Here is a 21,189-nt window from a genome sequence, read left to right on the forward strand (position 1 = left end):
TAATGGTGACCCATAGAGGAACACCGCTTGAACAACGAACAACTGGGCTTTGCTTTTTTGCCGGACTTGCCGGTCTCTGAAGCAACGCCACTCAAAAAGACGCCCAAGCGCAAGGCAGAGGCGACGCACGCACCGGCAACGGCGCCTGTGGCGCCCGCAACGGGTGCGATGGAACCCGAGGCCATGGCCCGGATTCTGGAAGCGCATCCTGATTATCGTTTGCAACGCCGATTACAACCACGCCTGCAATGGCCTGGAGAAACGCCGGCATCCGTGACTCGGATTGTCGTGCTGGACACCGAAACCACCGGGCTGGACTCCAGCAAGGACGACATCATCGAACTCGCGCTGTTGCGCGTGGATATCGACAATGCCACCGGCCTGCCGGTGGGCGAGGTGCAGGTCTATGACGGGCTGGAAGACCCGGGCCGCCCCATCCCCAAAGAGGTCGTGGCGTTGACCGGGTTGACCGATGCCGATGTGCGTGGCCAGAAGATTGACGAGGCACGCGTGCTGGAGTTGTTAAGCGATGCCGATCTGGTGATCGCGCACAACGCCGGCTTTGACCGCCCGTTTGCCGAGCAGCGCATGGGCCGATTTGCCGATTTGCCGTGGGCCTGCTCATTCGCCGATATCGACTGGAAGGCGCAAGGCCGCAGCTCGGCCAAGCTAGAAAGTTTGGCGCAGGCGCAAGGCTGGTTTTACGACGCCCACCGCGCCGAGATGGATTGCCATGCGCTGCTGGCCGTGCTGGCAACCCAGCTGCCGACGCTGGCCCATACCGGTTTGGCCCATTTGCTGACTGCCGCGAAGGCACCGAGCTTTCGCGTACAGGCCACGATGGCACCGTTTGAAGCCAAGGACAAGTTGCGCACGCGTGGCTACCGCTGGAATGCTGAGCAACGCGTTTGGCACACCCGCATTGGTGACGCAGAGAGCCTGCAAGCCGAATTCGCGTGGTTGAAGGAGAGCGTCTACAACGGCCGTTCGGTCAAGGTGCAGGTGGAGCAACTGGATGCGCTGACCAAATACTCAGACCGCCCCGGTCTGGTCACCATGCAGGCGATTTGAGTTGCAACCCATGACGAGCACAACAGCAAGCATTGTTGGCATCCAGATGGCGCAAGCCCGCAAGGTCATCATCGGTGGCCGCGCGGTGATGACGGCTATTCACAAGACTGCGGTAGAAGGTGCCGTTGCCGTCGGCCCATTGGGTCTGCAAGGCGACGAGCAGGCGGACCTGACGGTCCATGGCGGGCTGGATAAGGCGGTTTACGCCTACCCGGTCGAGCACTACGACTTCTGGCGCGAAGCCCGCGCCAAAGCCGGGGTCGGCGGTATCGACGACGCGCTGCCGTTTGGCGCGATGGGTGAAAACCTGACACTGCAGGGTTTGCTGGAAAGCGATCTGTGGATAGGTGATGTGTTGCAGTTTCCGGATTGTGTGCTGCGCGTGTCGCAACCGCGCCAGCCGTGTTTCAAATTCAATGCCGCGATGGGCTTTAACCAGGCCACCAAGGTGATGGCGAAAAGCGGCCTGTGCGGCTTTTATCTGGCGGTGGATACGCCTGGCACGTTGCGCTCGGGTGATGCTTGCACCGTGGTGCCCGCGTCAAGGCAGGTCAGCGTCCCTGCACGATTCCAATCCATCATGTTCAGAGGATGAGCTTTCCATGAAGTTATTGCGCTACGGCCCTGCAGGGCAGGAAAAGCCCGGTGTTCTGGATGCGCAAGGGCGTGTGCGGGATTTGTCGGGTGTGATTCCCGATGTGGCTGCGGGCACGTTGCTGCCCGCCAGCCTGGAGAGACTCTCCAAGCTGGATATCAACAGCTTGCCGCTGGTCGCCGGTACGCCGCAACAGGAATTGCGACTAGGGCAGTGTGTGGGGCAGGTTGGCAAGCTGATTTGCATTGGACTGAACTACTCCGACCATGCGGCCGAAGCCGGCATGGCGGTGCCGCCCGAGCCAGTGGTATTTGGCAAATGGACCAGTTGCATCGTAGGCCCTGATGACGCGATAGAGATTCCCCGTGGTTCTGTGAAGACGGACTGGGAGGTCGAACTGGGCGTGGTGATCGGGCAGGGCGGGCGCTATATCGAAGAGCGCGATGCGATGGCCCATGTGGCTGGCTATTGCGTGGTCAACGATGTGTCAGAGCGCGAATTCCAGATCGAGCGTGCGGGCACTTGGGATAAGGGCAAGGGCTGCGATACCTTTGGCCCATTAGGCCCATGGCTGGTCACCAAAGACGAAGTGCCTGATCCGCAGAAGTTGAATCTGTGGCTGGAGGTGGACGGCGTGCGTCGCCAGAATGGCAGCACTGCCACGATGGTGTACCAGGTGCCGTTTTTGATCAGCTACTTGAGCCGCTTCATGAGTTTGCAGCCCGGGGATGTAATTTCTACCGGTACGCCGCCCGGTGTGGGTATGGGGCACAAACCGCCCGTGTATTTGCGGGCGGGTCAGACGGTGCGGTTGGGGGTTGAGGGCTTGGGTGTGCAGACGCAGAGGGTTGTTCAGGGCTGATTTCCTGGGTCTCTTTTTTGAGACTGCTCGTTGGTTGACGCTGTTTGCGAGGGCGGGCTGGATGTTTTGCTCCGTGTCCTCCGCCCGCTGAAGCGGGCTCCCCCTTGACTTGCGCAAAACACCCAGCCCGCCCTCGCAAACGAACCTCGTATACCAAAGTGAGAAAAGCCCGAACGCTGAGCTTCTCGCGGATGGTGTGGGGTGAGCCCCATTGCGTGGACTTGGGGTTTTGCCAAATCAAGGAGGAGGGGCCCTCACGGCCCCGGGGGACATTCGCTTTGGGGCTTACCCCGCACCGTCAGCGAGCGAGAGAGGTGAATCCGATTGCTACGAAATCAATAGCTGCTTACGCACATTCCATGAGACTTGCAGCCCAATTTAATGCCTAAATCCCTTAGGCTTTGACATTGCACTCACGCCGCAGCAGGCTGAGCGCGTCGTGCAACTGGTAGTCCATGTCGCTTTGCAAGGTACTTTGCGCGTCTTCGATGAAGTCTTGCCACAGCGCCTGGTAGTCGTCGTGGTACTGCACCGGCGCATGCTCGGCGATGAAGTCTGTCGCCAGCTCAATCTTCAGACCGCTCTTGCGGATTTTCTTGATCAGCGTGGCAGCGGTCTTTTCTGTGAGCAGCGTCTTTGGTGCTGAGCTTGCTGCCATCGTCAAAAACAGCGTCAGCAGCGAACCCTCGTCGTCGTGACCGCCAGTGGCCTTGTCCCATGCATCGGATACCGAACGTGCATGGTGGTCCACTTCGGCGAGCGCATCTTCCAGCCAAAAGTAGCGGCCCATGAAGGCGGGCGTCTGTTGCAGCAGTTTGCGCAGCGGCACTTTGCTTTGTGCCATCTTCAACAGATCCGCGACGAGGTTGGCGCGCAGGGCTTCAACGATGGGGAGCAGATCAGCCGGGAGTTTGGCGGGCAGGGCGATCTCAAGTCCCTTGGGGGATGTCGACTTTTTGGCCAGAGCAGTCAATAGCTTCTCAAGCGCAGGCCAATCGGGCATTTCGGTGTGCTTGGCAGACAGCGCCAAAAGCGACGTGCGGATGACAGCTTCTGCGTCCGCATTGGCTTCCTGCAGCGCGTCTTCGTCCATGTCCAATGCGTCAGCCAACCAGATCGCCGCATCCAGCACCTGTGCCACCTGATTGCGTTTGGCCAGCTCCGCCTGTACATCGGGCAGTGTGCGTAGCGTCCATTTGGCCAGCAGCGGAATGTGTTCGTCTTGAAAACCACCGCTCTCGTGCAGACCAAAGTGGCTGCTTTGCGGCATGGCGATCATGGCCTTGAGCATGTCGGAGCCGGCCTTGGAGCGCGACAGCAGGCTGTTGTCACGCAGCAGTTCCGCGGCCTGGTGCAGATCGCCCTGCGTCGTGCTTTCCAGGTGCAGGCTGATCAGGTTGACCATGCGCTCTTTGGCACGCTCCAGCTCGGGGCGCAGGAATTCGCTGCCAAAGTAGCGCGCAATCTGCACCATGCCTTTGGGCGCTTCGGTGCACATGGTTTCCAGCTTCTGCGGGCTCAGCATGCCGTGCTGCACACCAAACGCCAAGACCTTCTCGAAGAAGGCCCGGTCATCAAAAACCGAAACCGCGTGCTCGCTCATCAGATAGCCGATTCGTCGTCCGATTCCAGAGCGGCGGGTGTGGCCTTGCCGCGGTCGGTGTCGCCAGTTTCGACCTTGCCGTCGTCTTCTTCGGTTTCATCGTCTTCGTCTTCGCCCAGGTCGTGCGCACGCGCTTTGGCGCGCAGCACAAGCAGCATCTCAATGAACAGATCGGGGTTTTGGTAGCGCAACAGCCAGGCCAACTCCATCCAGTCCTGGTCGGCAATTTCGTCTTGCTCCACGCGGGGGGCAGCGTAGGCATTGGCGTACAGCGCGCTCTCCGGCATGATTTCTCCGTCTTCTTCGGAGGCATCGAAGTTGCCGCTGCGGGCAAAGGCCTCCACGCGGCCCCACTTCTCCGAGAAATAATCGGCCAGTGCTTCGCTGCCACCCTCCAGATCGCCGATGGCGTTCAGGAACTCCATCGGGTCGCTGTCGTCGCGGAACATCACCGAGTTCATCATGCCGCGCAGGTGGGTGCGAGTCAGGTCTTTGTATTGCTTCTCCAGCACCACGGCGCGGGCAAACATCTGCGGCGTCACCAGCAGATTGACGACCGACTCCTTGGAGTTGTCGTATTCGCGGATCACCGCCAGGATGTCCTTGGGCGGAAGCTGTTCCAGCACCACCATCAGCGCGCGGTCACCTTCGGCGTCAGCCAGTTCGGTCAACGCTGATTCGGCGCCAACGATGTCGCCAGCCGCAATCAGGCTTTGGGTTTTTTCAATCAGAGCGAGGTGAGAAGACATCTACTTATTCCTTGCGCTCAAAGCCCTGCGCCGCCATCCACTCGGCGCCGGCCTCTTCGAGGGCCTTGCGGCTAACGGCTTCTATGACGGCATCGGAGTCCAATGCCATTCCGGGACCTTCGTTCTGCGATTCGGCATCCGCGTCCTCGTCATCTTCATCCCCGGCCTGTGTATCCAGGCTGCTGTCGTGGCGGTGGTACATGTATTCCAGCGCTGCAGCCAGTGTCAAAAACCATTCGCCCAGCGGCTGCTTGACGACCTTGTGCACCAACGCCTGGGCCCACGGGCTCAGCGTCACGCTGGTGGCAATCACATCCCATTCGGGCAGCTCGTCGCTGTCCTGCGCAACCAGATGCTCCATCACCGCGTTGGAGGTGAACCGCATGCCTTGGTGAAACACCACGGCCACCATTTCCGGGCTCATTTCAATCATGTGGACCAGAAACTCCATCTCACCGCGCCGTTGTGCAAGACGCTGCTGCAGCACGTTCTTGCTATCGGAGTCAAAGCTCATGTCGTCAATTTCTGACTGGTAAGCGTTGCGCAGGTTGTGGAAAAACGGGGAAATTTGCATGAGGAGCCTATCAATCAATTGAGGACAGAGCTAAAAATCTGTCCCGCAAGTTTTAAGAAATTGTCTTGAAATAACTGTTCCAGATCTCTCTGGCGGTCTGTGCTGGATCGTCCAGCAGGTTGCGTCGGCGGTTCTCGTCATACGCCGTACGCTGCGCGTCATCTGCCAATACCTCGTACGCCTGCTGCACCGCCCGAAACCGCTCCGCTGCCTCAGGCGCCGGATTGCGGTCGGGGTGGTGCAGTGCAGCCAGTTGCCGGAACGCCTTCTTGATATCGGCAAGCTTGGCGTCACTGCGTAGGCCTAGCGTGGCGTAGTGGTCAGACATGGCACCCAAAAAGTATAGGCAATGAAAAAATCCCACTATCAAAAAGATAGCGGGATCTGTCAGCGTGAATTCACGCAGCCTTTCGGCATATTTGGCTCCTCGACCTGGGCTCGAACCAGGGACCTACGGATTAACAGTCCGGCGCTCTACCAACTGAGCTATCGAGGAATGAAGCCTCAGATTATAGCGTGGTTTTTTACCCCTTCGCCAGTGGGGCGAAATTTTTTAAGCAATTCCCAGCGTCTTGTGCAGCTTGGTGCTGGTGGTTGTGTATTGCAGGCCGATTTTCTGGTCAGGGAAAACAATCGCGGCGGCGCCAAAGGCGGCCAGCGTGGCTTCGTGAAAGCCGCACAGGATCAGTTTTTTCTTGCCCGGATAGGTATTGATGTCACCCACAGCAAAGATGCCCGGCACGCTGGTGGCAAAGCTTTCGGTATTGACTGTCAGTTGTTTGCGGTCCAGATCCAGTCCCCAGTCACTGACCGGGCCCAGTTTGGGTGACAGGCCAGGGAAAGCAGCCAGAGAGTCCAGAGCCATGGTGTGCGTATGGCCATCTGCGTCCGCGATCACCAGTGCGGCCAGTTGGCCTTGTGCGGTGTCGAAGCCGGTGATCTGGCCGATCTGCAATTGCAGTTGCCCAGTAGCCACTTTGTCTCTAAACATCTGCAGCGTTTGGGGCGCCGCATCGAATACATCACGCCGGTGCAGCACGGTGACTGATTTGGCTTTGTGAGGTGCGCAATCGGAGCACAAGTCCAGTGCAAACTCCAGCGCTGAATCTTTGTCGCCGAGGATGACAACGTCTTTGCCTGCGTAGCGCGCATTGGCGGTCGGGTGGTAGTGCAATTGCGTGTCGCGGAACAGGTCGATGCCCGGCACTTGCAGCGTGCGCGGCAGAAATGCGCCAACGCCTGCGGCGATAAAGACGGTCTTTGTCAGCAGTTGCGTGCCAGCGGAGGTCTGCACCAGAAAGCGACCGTCGGTCTGTCGTTCCAAAGTATTGACCAGTTGTCCGCCATGAAAGATGGCGTTGAACGGCGCCATCTGCTTTTGCAGGTTCTCCACCAGCTCGCGCCCAGTACAACGCGGCACGCCGGGGATATCAAAAATGGGTTTGTCGGCGTACAGCTCGATGCACTGGCCGCCCATATGGGGCAGTGCGTCGATGAGGTGGGCCTGGATGTCGAGCAGGCCCAGCTCGAAGACCTGAAACAGGCCTACTGGCCCCGCGCCGATGACGACGGCATCGGTTTCCAGCAGGGTGGAGACCGATGCCGTTGTGATTGGCGCGCTCTGCATTGGGCCGCGGTTTAGCGGATCAAGTGGACCAGCTTGCCGGTAACGTCTTTCCAGTCCTCTGCGTCAGGCAGGGGTGCCTTGCGCTTGGTGATGCTCTTCCATGTTGCCAACCGGGCCAGTTCGGCATTCAGCGGCGTCATGTGCTGCTGGTCCTTGGGCACGTCTTCTTCGGCGTAAATCGCATTCACCGGGCATTCGGGGATGCAGACCGCGCAGTCAATGCATTCGTCCGGATCGATAGTCAGAAAGTTGGGGCCTTCGCGGAAGCAGTCTACGGGGCAGACATCGACGCAATCGGTGTACTTGCACTTGATGCAGGCTTCGGTGACGGTATGGGTCATGGTGTTGTTTTGGGCTTGGAGAGGACGGCGGGCGCACAGGGCAGAGTTGCCAGAAGCGCGCCAAGCCCTTGATTTTATCAGTTGAGCAGCAATGCACCGGAGGTCTTGTGGCTGGCCGTGTCCACCAGGATCAACGAGCCCAGCACCCGGCTCTGAGCATAGGGCAGGGCGGCAATCGGTTCCTGCAGCGCGAGCTCAATGTGGCCAATCGCGTTGGGCAGGATCTCGGTGGCATCGTGTTCTTGCAGCGTGTTGATATCCAGGCTGTGCACGATGCGTTTGACCTTGGCCTTGATCCAGCGGTGGCCGTGCAGCGCGAGGTAGACGCGGCCGGCGACCAGTGGCTCATCGTCCATCCAGGCGACCGTGGCGCGGATCTCGCGCGTGGGCTGGAAGAACTTGACCGGCGTGTTATCGCCAAACTCGTCGTCCGATGCCGCGGCGCTGGTAGCGGTGGACAGCAACCAGTCGCCACGCGACACATCCACTTCACGGTCCAGCACAATGCCCGCGCCATGGCCTGCGGCCACGTTCTTGGGCACGCGGGCATGGTTCAGTACCTGGGCCACCTTGGCGGTCTGGCCGCTGGGCAGCACGGAAATGGTGTCGCCGGGCTGTACGGTGCCCGTGGCCACACGGCCCCAGAACACGCGGCGGCCTTGGGTGGTGTCGGCGGAGTCGTGAAACTTTTCGACCCATTGCACCGGGAAGGCAAACGGCACTTCGGTCTCGGCTGCGGTCACGGGCAGGGTTTCCAACAAGGCCAGCAGGCTTGGGCCGATATAGCCGCACCATCCCGGAGTGGCCGAAACGACGTTATTGCCCTTCAGCGCAGACATCGGAATGGTGGCGGTGACGGCGATTCCCGCTTGTGCTGCAAAAGCGTGCAAGGCTTCGGTGATCTTGGCAAAGGCTTTAGCGGCGTCATCGCCCAATGCATCCAGCTTGTTCACCGCAAAGATGATGTTGGGTACGCGCAGCAGGTTCACCAGCAGGCTGTGGCGGCGGGTCTGGGGCAGCAGTTCCACCAGGCCGTCCACATTCCACTTCAGCTTGGTCGCATCGACCAGGACCACAGCGGCATGCGCGCTGCTGGCGGCCGTGACCATGTTGCGGGTGTATTGCTCGTGGCCGGGTGCGTCGCCAATGATGAACTTGCGGGTGGGCGTTGCGAAATAGCGGTAGGCCACGTCGATGGTGATGCCCTGTTCGCGCTCGGCAGAGAGGCCGTCGGTGAACAGCGCAAGATCGGCCTCGCCACTCTTGGAGACATTGGCCAGTTGGTCTTGCAGCACCGAGCGGCTGTCTACCAGCAGGCGGCCGATCAGTGTGCTCTTGCCATCGTCCACGCTGCCGCAAGTAATGAAACGCAGCGCCGATGAGGTATCAAAGTGGCCTGCAGCGCCCGTATTAGAGGCGTGAGCAGCTATCAAAGTCGTAGCGGTCATCAGAAATACCCGTCTTTCTTGCGCTTCTCCATCGAAGCCTCAGAGGTTTTGTCATCCATGCGCGTCGCGCCGCGCTCGCTGACATCGGCTTGCAGCGTTTCAATCACGATGTCGGCGGCGGTTGCGGCTGTGCTGTCCACCGGGCAGGTGCAGGTAATGTCGCCCACGGTACGGAAACGCACGTCGCGGGATTCAATTTTTTCGCCATCCTTGGCGGGCGTCAGATCGGTCACCGGCACCAGCAGGCCTTTGCGCTCGACCACGTCGCGTTTGTGCGTGTAGTACAGACTCGGCAGTGCGATCTTCTCGCGCTCGATGTACTGCCAGACGTCCAGCTCGGTCCAGTTGCTGATCGGGAACACGCGGAAGTGTTCGCCGGGCTGCAGGCGGGTGTTGAACAGCGTCCACAACTCGGGGCGCTGCGCCTTGGGTTGCCATTGGCCGAAGCTGTCGCGGTGGGAAAAGATGCGTTCCTTTGCGCGGGCCTTTTCCTCGTCGCGGCGGGCGCCGCCAATCAGCGCGTCAAAACGGAATTCGTCGATGGCCTCCAACAGCGTGACCGACTGGTGCACGTTGCGGCTTTCGCCCGGATGGGCCAGGCGCACGGTGCCACGCGCCATCGAGTCTTCGACGCTGCGCACGATCAATTCGGCACCCAGCTCCTTGGCGCGGAAGTCGCGGAAGTCGGTCACTTCGTGGAAGTTGTGACCGGTGTCGATCATCAGCAGCGGGTAGGGGATGCGGCCCACGCCGAAAGCCTTCTCGGCGCACTTGAGCATCACCAGCGAATCCTTGCCGCCGGAAAACAGCAGGGTGGGGCGCTCAAAGGCGGCAGCGACTTCGCGCAGGATGAAGATGGTTTCTTCTTCCAGCGCGTCCAGATGCTGGTTGGACAGGCGTTCGAAATGGGTGGGTTCGGTCATGGCATTCATGGCGGTGTCGTTTTCAGTGGGCCAGGTTCAGTGGGCAATGTGCAAACCGCATTCGCGCTGGTCTTCGCCCTTGGTCGGGTCCACGTAGTCGAAATTGTTCGGCAGGCCGTGCAGCTCGCAGTATTCATACAGGTCTTTGGACGACCAGTGCAGCAGCGGCGCGACCTTGATCAGGCCATCGGGATTGATGCTCACTGGCTCCATCTGGGCGCGAACAGCGCTGTCGGTGGCGCGCAGTGCGGTGAACCAGACTTTGGGCGCGGTCTCGCGTAGCGCGCGGGCAAAGGGCTCCAGCTTGACCTCTTCGGTGAATGCGGCGTGGCGTGGGTCATCGAGTCCGGGCAAGAGGCCTTCCACCGCCTCGCGGTGCGCGCGCGTGCGCAGCGGAAGATAAATGCGCAGGTTCAGACCGAGTTGCTTCGTCACTTCGTCGGCGTAGCGGTAAGTGGCTTCGGTGTTGTAGCCGTTGTCCATCCAGACCACGGGCACGTCGGGTTTGACGCGCGTGACCATGTGCAGGATCACTGCTTCGTAGGGGCGAAAATTGGTGGTGACGATGGGCGCGCGGTCGAGGGCTATGGCCCATTCGACCAACCCTTGGGCGTTGTGACCCAGCTCGGCGTTGACCTTTGCAAGATCGAGCGTGCTCATGCAGACACTCCTTCGCGGGCGAACACCGGCTGAACGGTGACAGCATCGCCCTGGTAGAAGGCGCGGTAGCGGTCAAACTGGCGTTGTGCAAATTCCAGGTGCTGGTCCTCGCGCAGTACGGCCACGTCAAAGCCCGTGCGCTCCATTTGCACCAACTGGTCGATCAGCACATCACCCGTCGCGCGGATTTCGCCCTTGAAACCCAGGCGACGGCGCAGCAGGAAAGCCTGGCTGAACGCGCGGCCGTCTGTGAACTTGGGGAAATGGAGGTCAATGCGCGTGACACCGGTCAGCGACACAGCGCGCGGATCTTCGGTGTTGGCGATTTCCAGAGTGTTTTGGGCCACATCGCCCGTGGAATGTGCGTGAGCAGCTATCAATTTCATAGTCATATCAGCTTCCCCTCAAGCTTCCTGCGCGTCTTTGGCGTAGCCGCTGGTCTTGGGCAGGGCGTGTAGGTCTTCGTGTTTGTCCGACAGGCGGGCCGAGTTGGCGGCGGTCTTGAAGGCGTCAAAACCGACGCGTTTGATCGTGTCGATAAAGGTCTCGCGGCCCTGGCGGTGCAGGCGGAAGGTGTCCAGCACGGCTTCGATCACGCCGGGTACTTCGGATGCGCCAAATGACGGGCCGACCACCTTGCCAGGCACTGCTGCGCCGCTCAGCTCGGAACCGTCGGAGCCGCCGAGCGACACCTGGTACCACTCCTTGCCGTCCTTATCCACACCCAGGATGCCGATATGGCCGCTGTGGTGGTGGCCGCAGGAGTTAATGCAGCCGCTGATGTGCAGGTCAATCTCACCCAGGTCGTGCAGCTCGTCCATGTCCTGATAGCGTTCGGTGATCGCCGCGGCCACCGGGATGGAGCGCGCATTCGCCAGCGCGCAGAAGTCGCCGCCGGGGCAGGCAATCATGTCGGTCAACAGGCGGATGTTGCTGCGCGCCAGACCAGCGTGGCTGGCGGCTACCCAAAGCGCGGGCAGGTCGTCCTGATGGACCCAGGGCAGCAACAGGTTTTGGTCATGCGTCACGCGGGCTTCGCCAGCGCTGAATTGGTCAGCCAAGGCTGCGGCGGTGTCGAGTTGGTCGGCATCCGCATCGCCGGGCGCCTGGCCCAGGCGCTTGAACGACAGCGTCACGCCGCGCAGCCGCGGGTTCTTATGCGCAGCCACGTTTTGCTTCAACCAGCGGTCATAGTCTTTCTGGCGCTCGGCTGGGACTGCTACAGTTTTAGGAGCTACCTGTGCACGTTCTGCAAGCGCTGGTGGCACAAAAGATGCTGAAACGCGGTCCAGCTCGGCCTGCGGAATGGTGTGCGGCGCACCGTCTACGGTGATGATCTGCTGGTACTCGGCTTCGACCTCGTCGATATAGCGCTGGCCTTCGGCCTTCACCAGAATCTTGATGCGCGCCTTGTACATGTTGTCGCGCCGGCCCCAGCGGTTGTAGACGCGCACCACGGCTTCCAGGAAATTCATGATCTGGTTCCAGGGCAGGAACTCACGGATCGTGGTGCCGATCACGGGCGTACGGCCCATGCCGCCGCCGACCAGCACCTTGAAGCCCAACTCGCCCGCTTCGTTCTTGATCAGGTGCAGACCCACATCGTGCCAGTAGGTGGCTGCGCGGTCGGCGGTAGCGCCCGTGATCGCGATCTTGAACTTGCGCGGCAGGTAGGCGAATTCGGGGTGCAGCGTGCTCCACTGGCGCAGGATTTCGGCAAACGGGCGCGGGTCGGCGATCTCGTCGGGCGCCACACCGGCCAGCTCGTCGCTGGTGATGTTGCGGATGCAGTTGCCGCTGGTCTGGATGCCGTGCATATTGACGCTGGCCAGCAGGTCCATCACATCGGCGCTTTTGGTCAGCGGAATCCAGTTGAACTGCACGTTCTGGCGGGTCGTGAAATGGCCGTAGCCGACCGGCAGGTGCGCGGTGCCCCAGGCAGCTTGCGCGCCAATCGCAGTGTCAAATACGGCCTTGCTGGGCTGATCGTATTCGCGGGCTATGCGCGCCAAAACACGCAACTGGTTGCTGGAGAGTTCGCCATACGGCACTGCGACGCGCAGCATCGGCGCATAGCGTTGCACATACCAGCCGTTTTGCAGGCGCAGCGGGCGGAAGTCGTCGTCGCTTAACGTTCCGGCAAGGTTGCGCTCCAGTTGGTCGCGGTACTGGGCGGCGCGGCTGCGCACGAACTGGCGGTCAAATTCTGTGTATTGGTACATGGAGCGGGACAGAGGGACGCACGAAGACCACTTCGTGTTGTTCCGCAACTGTAGGCGCCCGCCCTTAGATTGAAAACTATTTTTTAGCTATTTCAATATTCGAAATGCGAATATGGGCCGAATGTTCAGTACTTCTTACCGCTCAGTTCCCGCATACGTTCTTCAAAGTAGCTTCCCACGGTATAGCGATCAGACAACACGACTTCGCGGCGCGGGTGCAGGAACAGCGGCAGCGAGATGCGCGATTTGGTCGCGCCAAGCCCGGTCGGGTTCAGCACACGGTGTGTGGTCGAAGGGTAGTAGTGGCCTGAAGCCTCTTGCAGCATGTCGCCGATGTTGACGATCAGCAGGCCAAAGTCGCACGGCACATCCACCCAACTACCATCCTTGTCCAGCACCTGCAGACCGGGTTCAGTCGCTGCAGGCAGGATGGTCAGCAAATTGATATCGCCATGTGCGGCCGCACGCACTGCACCTGGCTCTTCATCGCCGCGCAGAGGCGGGTAGTGCAGCACGCGCAACAGCGTCTGGTCGCAGCCTTCGATCATCTTGGGCAGCGGCTCGGTGTAGCGGGCCTTGACCTCGGCGGGCGAGTTTTCTTCGACCCAGTTCAGCAGCGTGGCGGCCAATGTGGCGCCTTGCTTGTAGTAGCGCTGTGCAGCGTCAGACACCTCGGCGGGGTAACGCCCTTTGGGGTAGATGTGATAGAACTCTTTGAGGTCTTTCTTGGTGTTGTTCTTGGCCGTCTCCGACACGCTGGGCGAGAAATAGCCGTCGTGCGTGGCCGGATCGGTGGGGTACTTGTTCTTCGCGTCAGTCTTGAAGAAAGCCAGCCACTCGGCATAAATGCTCTCTACCAGTGCCTGATCCAGCGGGTGGTTTTTCAGCACGCCAAAGCCGGTTTCATGCAGGCTCTTGCAAAACTCTTGGGGGGCGGTGGGGCTTTTGAAATCGACGACGGGCAAATGCATGGCGAATCCTCTTACTTAATCAGTTGGGGACAGAGCTAAAGATCTGTCCCGCAAAGTTTTACTTTGTAATCCAGTTGGACAACATGGTGTCTTCAATCAGCTTCAGGCAACCGGGTGCGTCCACCTGCATGCAGACGTCGGTGACAGGCCTTGTGCCTTCCCATCCGGCTTGCGGATAGGGCGCTTCGCGGCGGTTCAATATGGTCTGGCCGACAGCCAAGCCGTCGGTCGCCACGCGGACGCAGCCGGATTCGACCTTGAACAGCTCGGGGTGCACCAGGTACACAAACGCCAGTAGGTCGTGCGCATAGCAGCCGGGGTTGGACGCAAGGTGCTTGTGCAGACCGGTATAAAACTCCGAGTAAAACTCCACCGCGTGGTGCAGCGTGTCGGTGGCGATGTGCTTGTGGTGATCGGCGATCTTCTTGAACAGCTTCAGCTCGGTCACCACCTTGTGCGTCACATCCAGACCCACCATGGCCAGCTTCCAGCCTGCAGTGAACACGAGATCGGCGGCATGCGGGTCGTTCCAGATGTTGGCTTCGGCAATCGGAGACACATTGCCAGGTTCCAGCACCGTGCCGCCCATGATGACTACGCCACGCACGAGGCTTGGTAACTTAGGTTCCAGCTTCAGCGCCGCTGCCAGATTGCCCAAGGGGCCGACCGCTACCAGCGTGATTTCGCCGGGGTTGGCGCGCGCCATGTCGACGATGAACTGGGCGGAAGAGCGCGGGTCCAGTGTGCCTTTGGCGGGCACGCGCGATGGCAGGTTGCCCAGGCCATCGGCACCGTGAATGAAATCGGGCGGCGTGCCTGCGGCCTTGAACCAGGGCGTTTTGACGCCTTGCGTGACGGGGATCGTGCGGTTGGCAATCGACGTCAGGTACAGCGCATTGATCGCGGCCTGCTCCACATACACATTGCCAAACGTGGTGGTGATGCCCACCACATCAATCTGCGGGTGCGCCAGCGCGAAATACAGCGCCATCGCATCGTCGATACCGGGGTCCGTGTCGTAAATTACTTTGTAGGGTGTTGTCATTGTCAGAGTCCGCAAAATTGGCGCAGCGCTGTGGTGTCAGCAGAGGCGGTGGAATGGGTGGTGAGGAAGTTTGCCACTTCGGCAGATTCAGGAATGCTGGATTGGGCGCCGAGTCGGGTGCAGGCCAGCGCGCTCGCGGCGCATGCGCGTTGCAACGCGGTAGGCAAACCCATTCCCTGGCTCATCGCCGCGACCAAGGCGCCGCAGAACGTGTCGCCAGCCGCCGTCGTGTCCACCGGTTCGATACGGAAAGCGTTCTGTAGATGGAAGGCACCGTCCTGGCGCGCGCAGCAACCCCGGGCGCCCAAGGTCACGACGACGGTAGGCACGGCCACCTTCGCCAGGCATTGGGCCACGCTGCCCTGGATGCCGGCAATGGTTGCCAGTTCGCCCTCGTTGACCACCAGCACATCGGTGGCGGCCAGCAGTTCTGCAGGCAAAGCCTGTGCAGGCGCGGCGTTGAGTACGATTTTGACGCCAGCTGCGCGTGCGGCTTGGGCGTAAGCAGTGACGGTGGGCAAGGGAGTTTCGAGTTGGAGCAGCAAATGGCTATAGCCGGTCAAACTGGGCAAATGCGCGGGCATCAGGGTGCCATTGGCACCGGGGGCGACGGTAATCGCGTTTTCGGCGTCGTCAGAAACGCAGATGAAAGCGGTACCAGTGGGCTGGTCCGGGGTGCGAATCGCGTGCAACACCACGCCAGCGTCATGGAGCGAGGCTTCAATCGGTTGCGCAAACGCATCATTGCCCAACGCGGCCAGAATATGGGTGGTCACACCGCCCGCACGGGCGCTGGCAACGGCCTGATTCGCCCCCTTGCCACCGGGAAAAGTCTTGAAATCGCGCCCCAGCACGGTTTCGCCGGGCGCGGGAATGTGTGATGCCTGCACCACAAAGTCCAGATTCGCCGAGCCTGCCACCAGTATCATTCCCGCTCCTGAATGCGTAAAGGTGCTGATTCTAGTGGTGGGTGGCATATGGTTTGCTATGCTTCACACATTGTTTTTTTCACGCTTTATTGATCAATCGACTGGACAAGAATATGAAACTGACCGCAAGCCGTAAGTTGGGACTGTGTGCCGCGTCGATGTTGGTCGCCGGAATGGCCCTGGCAGAACCCGCCGTGGTGTTCGATATGGGCGGCAAGTTCGACAAATCCTTCAATGAAGGTGCCTACCGCGGTATGGAACGCTGGAAGAAAGAAACCGGCAAGAAGTACTTCGAATTCGAAATCGCCAACGAATCCCAGCGCGAGCAGGCGCTGCGCCGCATGGCAGAGAAGGGCGCCAACCCCATCATTGGTATCGGTTTTGGCCAGGCCTCCAGCATCGAGAAGGTCGCCAAGGAATTTCCCAAGCTCAGCTTTGCCATCATCGACAGCGCTGTGACCGCGCCTAATGTGCAGTCTGTGCTGTTCAAGGAGCAGGAAGGCAGCTTTCTGGTCGGCGCAATGGCCGCTTTGACCAGCAAGACCGGCAAGGTTGGTTTTGTCGGCGGCATGGACATTCCCTTGATCCGCAAGTTTGAATGCGGTTACCGCCAGGGCGTCAAGGCTGTCAATCCCAAGGCTGAGGTCATCGCGAACATGACAGGTACGACTGGCGCCGCATGGAATGACCCAGGCCGCGGTGGTGAACTGGCCAAGGCCCAGTTTGCGCAGGGCGTGGACGTGGTGTTTGCCGCTGCTGGCGGTACTGGCATGGGTGTCTACCAAGCCGCCAAGGACGCCGGCAAGCTGGCCATTGGCGTAGACAGCAACCAGAACCATCTGCAACCGGGCACCATGCTGACCTCGATGTTGAAGCGCATCGACAACGCGGTGTACAACGTGGCCAAGCAACACACCCCGGGCGTTCAGGTTCTGGGCCTCAAAGAAGGTGGCGTGGATTACGCGATGGACGACAACAACGCCCGTCTGGTGTCCTCCAGCGTGCAAAAGAAAGTGGAAGAGTTGCGCGCTTCCATCATCACCGGCAAGATCAAGGTCGCCGATTACATGGCCGACAACGCCTGCAAGATCTGACGACCATTCGTTTCTGAAAATCATGGGTACTGCTGCCATTCGCATGCAGGGCATCTGCAAGCGTTTTGGCGCTGTGGCGGCCAATGCAGATGTAGACCTGACTGTGCAAACCGGCACGGTGCACGGCATCGTCGGTGAAAACGGCGCCGGCAAAAGCACGCTGATGTCCGTGCTGTACGGCTTCTATACCGCCGACAGCGGCAGCATTGCCATCTTCGACCAGAGCGCCAACATCCGTAATTCCGACGATGCGATTGCATTGGGCATCGGCATGGTGCACCAGCACTTCATGCTGGTCGACACACTGACCGCGCTGGAAAATGTGATGCTGGGCGCCGAGCCCAATTGGTGGATGCCGCGTGCCTCCAAAAAAGTACGTGATGAACTGCAGGCGCTGATGCAGAGCACCGGCCTGGTGGTCAAGCTCGATGCACTGGTGGCCGACTTGACTGTGGGCGACCGCCAGCGGCTGGAAATCCTGAAGGCGCTGTACCGCGGTGCCAAGATACTGATTTTGGACGAGCCCACGGCGGTGCTGACACCGCAAGAGACCGAACAACTGTTCGAAGTGCTGCGCGGCCTGCGCGCGCAGGGCACCACCGTGCTGCTGATCACCCACAAGCTCAAGGAAGTGATGGCGTTATGCGACGCCGTGACGGTGATGCGCGCTGGCAAGGTGGTGGAGAGCATTGCGATTGCAGACGCTTCCATCTCGGGCCTGGCGCAAAGCATGGTGGGCCGCCCGGTCAATATGGGCCGCGTGGAAGGCGAGCCGCGCCAGCCAGGCGCCACCTTGCTGGAACTGAAAGACGTGCAATTGCACGACGAGTTGGATGTGGCCCGCTTGAAGGACATCAACTTGGTTTTGCGTGCCGGCGAAATTGTGGGTATCGCCGGTGTGGCCGGCAATGGCCAGAGCGAACTGCTGGATGTGCTGGCCGGATTGCTGACGCCGCAACAGGGTAGCTTGCATGTAGGTGCGCGCCAATTCTCCGCGGGCGATGGGCTGGACCCCTTGACCGCCCGCGAACTGGGCATTGCCCATGTGCCGGAAGACCGCCACGCACGCGCGATGGTGATGACGTTTGCAGCCTGGGAATCGGCCGTGTTGGGCTACGAGCGCCAGCCGCAGTACTCGCCGCGCGGCTGGATGGCGCAAGACACGATGCGCGCGGCTACCGCCGACATGATGCAGCGCTTTGACGTGCGCCCGCCCAATCCCGAACTGGTCAGCAGCAAGTTCTCTGGCGGCAACCAGCAAAAGCTGGTGCTGGCCCGCGAAATCGGCCAGGCGCCCAAGGTGCTGCTGGTCGGCCAGCCGACGCGGGGCGTCGATATTGGCGCCATCGAATTCATTTACTCGCAACTGCGCGCGCTGCGCGATGCAGGCTGTGCGGTGCTGGTGGTGTCCAGCGAGCTGGACGAAATATTAGATTTGGCAGACCGCGTGGTCGTGATGAACGCGGGGCGTATTGCCGGTGAACTGGCAATTACTGATTGCACTGAAACCGTATTGGGTTGTTTGATGACCGGAGCAAGTTCATGAGCTCGCAAGGCTTGCCCCGTTGGGCTGATCTGGTCCTGCTGCCTGCAGTTTGCCTTGCTATCGCATTGGCCGTGGCGGGTGGCGTTGTGGCTTTGGTGGGGCAGGACCCTTGGGAGGTTATCCAGGCGCTGGTACGCGGCGCGTTTGGTTCGCAGCGCGGCCTGAGCTACACGCTGTATTACGCAACGACTTTCATTTTTACGGGTCTTGCGGTCTCCGTCGCTTTCCATGCCGGCCTGTTCAATATCGGCGGGGAAGGGCAGGCGATTCTGGGCGGTCTCGGTACCGGTTTGATCGCGCTGTGGCTCTCGCCTGTATTGCCAGCGTGGCTGATGTTGCCGTTGATGCTAATCGTCGGCGCCTTGTTCGGCGCGGTCTGGGGCGCAGTGCCTGGCTATTTGCAGGCCTACCGCGGCAGTCACGTCGTGATCACCACCATCATGTTCAATTTCATTGCCAGCAGCGTGCTTGTCTATGTGCTGGTCAATCACCTGCGTCCTGCTGGCAGTATGTCGGTGGAGAGTGCAGCGTTTGCAGCATCTGCGCATTTGCCAGCGATGCACGAAGCCCTGGCTTGGCTGGGTATGGAGTGGTCTGCGTCGCCGCTGAATCTGAGCCTGGTGCTGGCGCTGCTGGCAGCCTATGGCGTCTATCTGTACATCTGGCGCACCCGCGCGGGCTACCACCTGCGCGCTGTGGGCTCCAGCCCGGGTGCAGCGCAGTACGCAGGTATCAGCGCGCACCGCCAGACGGTCATTGCGATGGCGGTGTCTGGCGCACTCGCGGGCATGGTCGGCATGAATGAAATTGCCGGTGTGAACGGCCGCCTGCTGCTGGAGTTTGTCAGCGGCGCGGGCTTTACCGGTATTGCGGTGTCGCTGATGGGGCGCAACCACCCGGTGGGCATTGTGCTGGCGAGTATCTTGTTTGGCGCGCTGTTCCAGGGTGGGGCCGAAGTGGCCTTTGATGTACCCGGTTTCAGCCGCGACATGGTGGTGATGTTGCAAGGTTTTATCGTGCTGTTTTCGGGCGCCATGGTTTATGTGATTGCGCCGCTGCTGGCCAAGGCTTTGCGCCTTGCGGGCTACGGCTCACGTTGGGGAGTGAGCCATGGATGAAGTCCTGCTGGGCACCATGCTCGCATCCACGCTGCGGGTTTCCACTCCGCTGATCCTGTGCGCGCTGGCGGGCTTGTTGTCCGAGCGTTCTGGTGTGGTCGATATCGGGTTGGAAGGCAAGATGTTGCTGTCTGCGTTCGCCGCCGGTGCGGTGGGTGCAGCCTACGGCTCAACAACCTATGCATTGCTGGCGGCGATGGGTGTCGCAATCTGTCTGTCGTGGTTGCACGGCCTGGCTTGTGTGAGCCACTCGGGTGACCAAGTCGTCTCTGGCGTGGCGATCAACATCATCGCTGCGGGCCTGTCGGTCGTGCTGGGTATTGCATGGTTTGCGCAGGGTGGGCAAACGCCGCCGGTGTCCGGCGAAGTACGCATCAGCCCGTTGTTCCCCGGCGTGGTTGACGCACTGCAAAACATTCCATGGGTAGGTAGCCTCGTGGGTCAGGGGCTGCTGGGCCACAACGCACTGGTGTACCTGGCGTTTGCGCTGGTGCCGCTGGTCTGGATTTTATTGTTCCGCACCCGCTTTGGCTTGCGCCTGCGCGCGGTGGGTGAGAACCCGCTGATGGTGGATGCTGCAGGCGTGTCGGTGATCCGCCTGCGCTATGCCGCGCTGACTTTGAATGGTCTGTTGTGCGGCCTTGCTGGCAGCTATCTGGTGCTGGCGCAGAGCGCGAATTTCTCCCCCAATATGACCGCGGGCCGTGGTTTCATGGCACTGGCTGCACTGATCTTTGGGCGCTGGCATCCTGTGGGTGCGTTGTGGGCCTGTTTGCTTTTCGGCTTCCTCGATGCCGCTGCGATCCGCATGCAAGGCATTGCGCTGCCGGTGATTGGTGAAGTGCCGGTGCAGTTCATCCAGGCCTTGCCTTACGTGATGACCGTGGTGTTGTTGGCAGGCTTCATTGGCAAAGCCATTGCCCCTCAAGCACTCGGCAAACCCTTCGCCAAAGAAAGGTGATGGCCCCCACGTTCCACCGCTGCGCGGGTCACTGCCCCCCGAGGGGGCCTTCGCGCCTTGGGGCGGCCCGGCGGCGCTCAAACCCGCTGATTCGCGTTATGCTTAAACCATGGGTGTAAACGTCTGGGTCAAGGTTGTCGGGTTTGATGATGTCGAGCGGCATTCGCTCAACACCATCATTCGCCTGTCCGAGCGCAGCGTAGTTACCTATTTGCTGTGGACGCCGGATTCACCCTCTCCGCCGAAGGTCGCGTTGATCGACATGGACAGTTACGAGGCGAGCCTGGAACTGGCCTCGCCCACTTTGAACCCCAACCTGAAGCTCATTTGTGTGGGCGCCAATCCGCCTGAGAACGCCTGGCGCACATTGCAGCGGCCGGTGGATTGGGCGGCGCTGGTGCGCGAGATGGATGGCCTGTTTTCGCTGCAGCCCGATCTGGACATCGACCTGGGCTTTGGCGATACCGTGGCAGACAAGTTGGTACCTCCCGGCGTCAAGGTGACGCTGCTGGTGGGCATGACGCGCGAAGAGCGGCTGTACTTGCGGTCTCGCCTGTCGCTGGCCGGGCTCACCGACGTGGACGAGGCTCCGACGGCGGGCGAGTCCATCTCGCTGATCTCACAACGGCATTACGAATTGGCCATCATCAGCAATGAGCTGGACGATGCGGATCCGTGGTCGCTGGTGCAGGCCCTGCAAAACCTGGCGACACCGGTACGCACCATCATCATCGCGACGCATTTTCCGTCGTGGGCGACCGAACAAGAGGCCGAGCGCGCGGGCTGCTCCGGGCTGCTGGAGATCCCGTTCAATCCTCGGCAGATCTACGAAATGCTACAAAAGGTATAG

Annotated in this window: 22 protein-coding genes and 1 tRNA gene; 8 read left to right on the forward strand and 15 right to left on the reverse strand. The window is 60.6% G+C overall.

Features of this window, described 5'->3' with window-relative positions:
• Window positions 1-27 precede the first annotated feature (27 nt).
• From AC1DV6_RS10090 to AC1DV6_RS10100, 3 genes are read left to right on the forward strand one after another with little or no spacing between them, the layout of a single operon-like run.
• Window positions 28-1,071, forward strand: a complete 1,044-nt coding sequence (locus tag AC1DV6_RS10090; protein WP_477977327.1) for a 3'-5' exonuclease — start codon at window positions 28-30, stop codon at window positions 1,069-1,071.
• Between the two features lie 10 nt (window positions 1,072-1,081).
• On the forward strand, window positions 1,082-1,666 hold the full coding sequence (locus tag AC1DV6_RS10095) for an MOSC domain-containing protein (protein ID WP_477977328.1): 585 nt from the start codon (window positions 1,082-1,084) through the stop codon (window positions 1,664-1,666).
• A gap of 7 nt (window positions 1,667-1,673) precedes the next feature.
• A complete protein-coding gene (locus tag AC1DV6_RS10100; protein ID WP_477977329.1) occupies window positions 1,674-2,528 on the forward strand; it encodes an ureidoglycolate lyase in 855 nt (284 codons plus the stop codon).
• Between the two features lie 394 nt (window positions 2,529-2,922).
• On the opposite strand, the gene AC1DV6_RS10105 is transcribed toward AC1DV6_RS10100, so the two are convergent.
• The 15 genes from AC1DV6_RS10105 to AC1DV6_RS10175 form a co-directional block, all read right to left on the reverse strand.
• Complete coding sequence (locus AC1DV6_RS10105; protein WP_477977330.1) at window positions 2,923-4,131, reverse strand: hypothetical protein; 1,209 nt, start codon at window positions 4,129-4,131, stop codon at window positions 2,923-2,925.
• The gene (locus AC1DV6_RS10110; protein WP_477977331.1) at window positions 4,131-4,880 is read right to left on the reverse strand and encodes a hypothetical protein; all 750 of its coding nucleotides are present in this window, start codon (window positions 4,878-4,880) and stop codon (window positions 4,131-4,133) included. The genes AC1DV6_RS10105 and AC1DV6_RS10110 overlap by 1 nt, the downstream gene beginning before the upstream one ends.
• 4 nt (window positions 4,881-4,884) lie before the next feature.
• Window positions 4,885-5,454: a hypothetical protein gene (locus tag AC1DV6_RS10115; protein WP_477977332.1), complete on the reverse strand. Its 570-nt coding sequence runs from the start codon at window positions 5,452-5,454 to the stop codon at window positions 4,885-4,887.
• 52 nt (window positions 5,455-5,506) lie between these two features.
• Window positions 5,507-5,782 (reverse strand): DnaJ domain-containing protein, encoded by a 276-nt coding sequence (locus tag AC1DV6_RS10120; protein ID WP_477977333.1) that lies wholly within the window; start codon window positions 5,780-5,782, stop codon window positions 5,507-5,509.
• 92 nt (window positions 5,783-5,874) lie between these two features.
• Window positions 5,875-5,950 (reverse strand) — tRNA-Asn (locus AC1DV6_RS10125).
• A 57-nt stretch (window positions 5,951-6,007) separates the two neighbouring features.
• The gene (locus tag AC1DV6_RS10130) at window positions 6,008-7,081 is read right to left on the reverse strand and encodes an NAD(P)/FAD-dependent oxidoreductase (RefSeq protein ID WP_477977334.1); all 1,074 of its coding nucleotides are present in this window, start codon (window positions 7,079-7,081) and stop codon (window positions 6,008-6,010) included.
• 11 nt (window positions 7,082-7,092) lie between these two features.
• Window positions 7,093-7,422, reverse strand: coding sequence for a ferredoxin FdxA (fdxA, locus tag AC1DV6_RS10135; RefSeq protein WP_477977335.1), 330 nt, complete (start codon window positions 7,420-7,422; stop codon window positions 7,093-7,095).
• 77 nt (window positions 7,423-7,499) lie between these two features.
• Window positions 7,500-8,870, reverse strand: a complete 1,371-nt coding sequence (locus tag AC1DV6_RS10140; RefSeq protein WP_477977336.1) for a sulfate adenylyltransferase subunit 1 — start codon at window positions 8,868-8,870, stop codon at window positions 7,500-7,502.
• On the reverse strand, window positions 8,870-9,802 hold the full coding sequence (gene cysD, locus AC1DV6_RS10145; RefSeq protein WP_477977337.1) for a sulfate adenylyltransferase subunit CysD: 933 nt from the start codon (window positions 9,800-9,802) through the stop codon (window positions 8,870-8,872). The genes AC1DV6_RS10140 and cysD overlap by 1 nt, the downstream gene beginning before the upstream one ends.
• Before the next feature lie 27 nt (window positions 9,803-9,829).
• On the reverse strand, window positions 9,830-10,453 hold the full coding sequence (locus tag AC1DV6_RS10150; RefSeq protein WP_477977338.1) for a phosphoadenosine phosphosulfate reductase domain-containing protein: 624 nt from the start codon (window positions 10,451-10,453) through the stop codon (window positions 9,830-9,832).
• Window positions 10,450-10,839, reverse strand: a complete 390-nt coding sequence (locus AC1DV6_RS10155; RefSeq protein ID WP_477977400.1) for a DUF934 domain-containing protein — start codon at window positions 10,837-10,839, stop codon at window positions 10,450-10,452. The genes AC1DV6_RS10150 and AC1DV6_RS10155 overlap by 4 nt, the downstream gene beginning before the upstream one ends.
• Window positions 10,840-10,857: 18 nt before the next feature.
• Window positions 10,858-12,675, reverse strand: coding sequence for a nitrite/sulfite reductase (locus AC1DV6_RS10160; RefSeq protein WP_477977339.1), 1,818 nt, complete (start codon window positions 12,673-12,675; stop codon window positions 10,858-10,860).
• Window positions 12,676-12,800: 125 nt separating this feature from the next.
• The gene (locus AC1DV6_RS10165; RefSeq protein WP_477977340.1) at window positions 12,801-13,646 is read right to left on the reverse strand and encodes an isopenicillin N synthase family dioxygenase; all 846 of its coding nucleotides are present in this window, start codon (window positions 13,644-13,646) and stop codon (window positions 12,801-12,803) included.
• Between the two features lie 58 nt (window positions 13,647-13,704).
• Entirely contained in the window at window positions 13,705-14,691 is a 987-nt protein-coding gene (locus tag AC1DV6_RS10170; RefSeq protein ID WP_477977341.1) for a nucleoside hydrolase, read from the reverse strand.
• A gap of 2 nt (window positions 14,692-14,693) precedes the next feature.
• Window positions 14,694-15,620, reverse strand: a complete 927-nt coding sequence (locus tag AC1DV6_RS10175; protein ID WP_477977342.1) for a ribokinase — start codon at window positions 15,618-15,620, stop codon at window positions 14,694-14,696.
• A gap of 113 nt (window positions 15,621-15,733) precedes the next feature.
• Between AC1DV6_RS10175 and AC1DV6_RS10180 the strand changes: the two genes are divergently transcribed.
• From AC1DV6_RS10180 to AC1DV6_RS10200, 5 genes are all read left to right on the forward strand, one after another.
• Window positions 15,734-16,714 (forward strand): BMP family lipoprotein, encoded by a 981-nt coding sequence (locus AC1DV6_RS10180; protein ID WP_477977343.1) that lies wholly within the window; start codon window positions 15,734-15,736, stop codon window positions 16,712-16,714.
• Between the two features lie 22 nt (window positions 16,715-16,736).
• A complete protein-coding gene (locus tag AC1DV6_RS10185) occupies window positions 16,737-18,260 on the forward strand; it encodes an ABC transporter ATP-binding protein (protein WP_477977344.1) in 1,524 nt (507 codons plus the stop codon).
• A complete protein-coding gene (locus AC1DV6_RS10190; protein ID WP_477977345.1) occupies window positions 18,257-19,378 on the forward strand; it encodes an ABC transporter permease in 1,122 nt (373 codons plus the stop codon). The genes AC1DV6_RS10185 and AC1DV6_RS10190 overlap by 4 nt, the downstream gene beginning before the upstream one ends.
• Window positions 19,371-20,339 carry an ABC transporter permease gene (locus tag AC1DV6_RS10195; protein ID WP_477977346.1) on the forward strand — a complete coding sequence of 323 codons (969 nt, stop codon included), beginning with the start codon at window positions 19,371-19,373 and terminating at the stop codon, window positions 20,337-20,339. Before AC1DV6_RS10190 ends, AC1DV6_RS10195 begins: the two co-directional genes overlap by 8 nt.
• Before the next feature lie 109 nt (window positions 20,340-20,448).
• Window positions 20,449-21,189, forward strand: a complete 741-nt coding sequence (locus tag AC1DV6_RS10200; RefSeq protein WP_477977347.1) for a hypothetical protein — start codon at window positions 20,449-20,451, stop codon at window positions 21,187-21,189.

The organism is Rhodoferax sp. P2_H8_2, assembly GCF_056403235.1.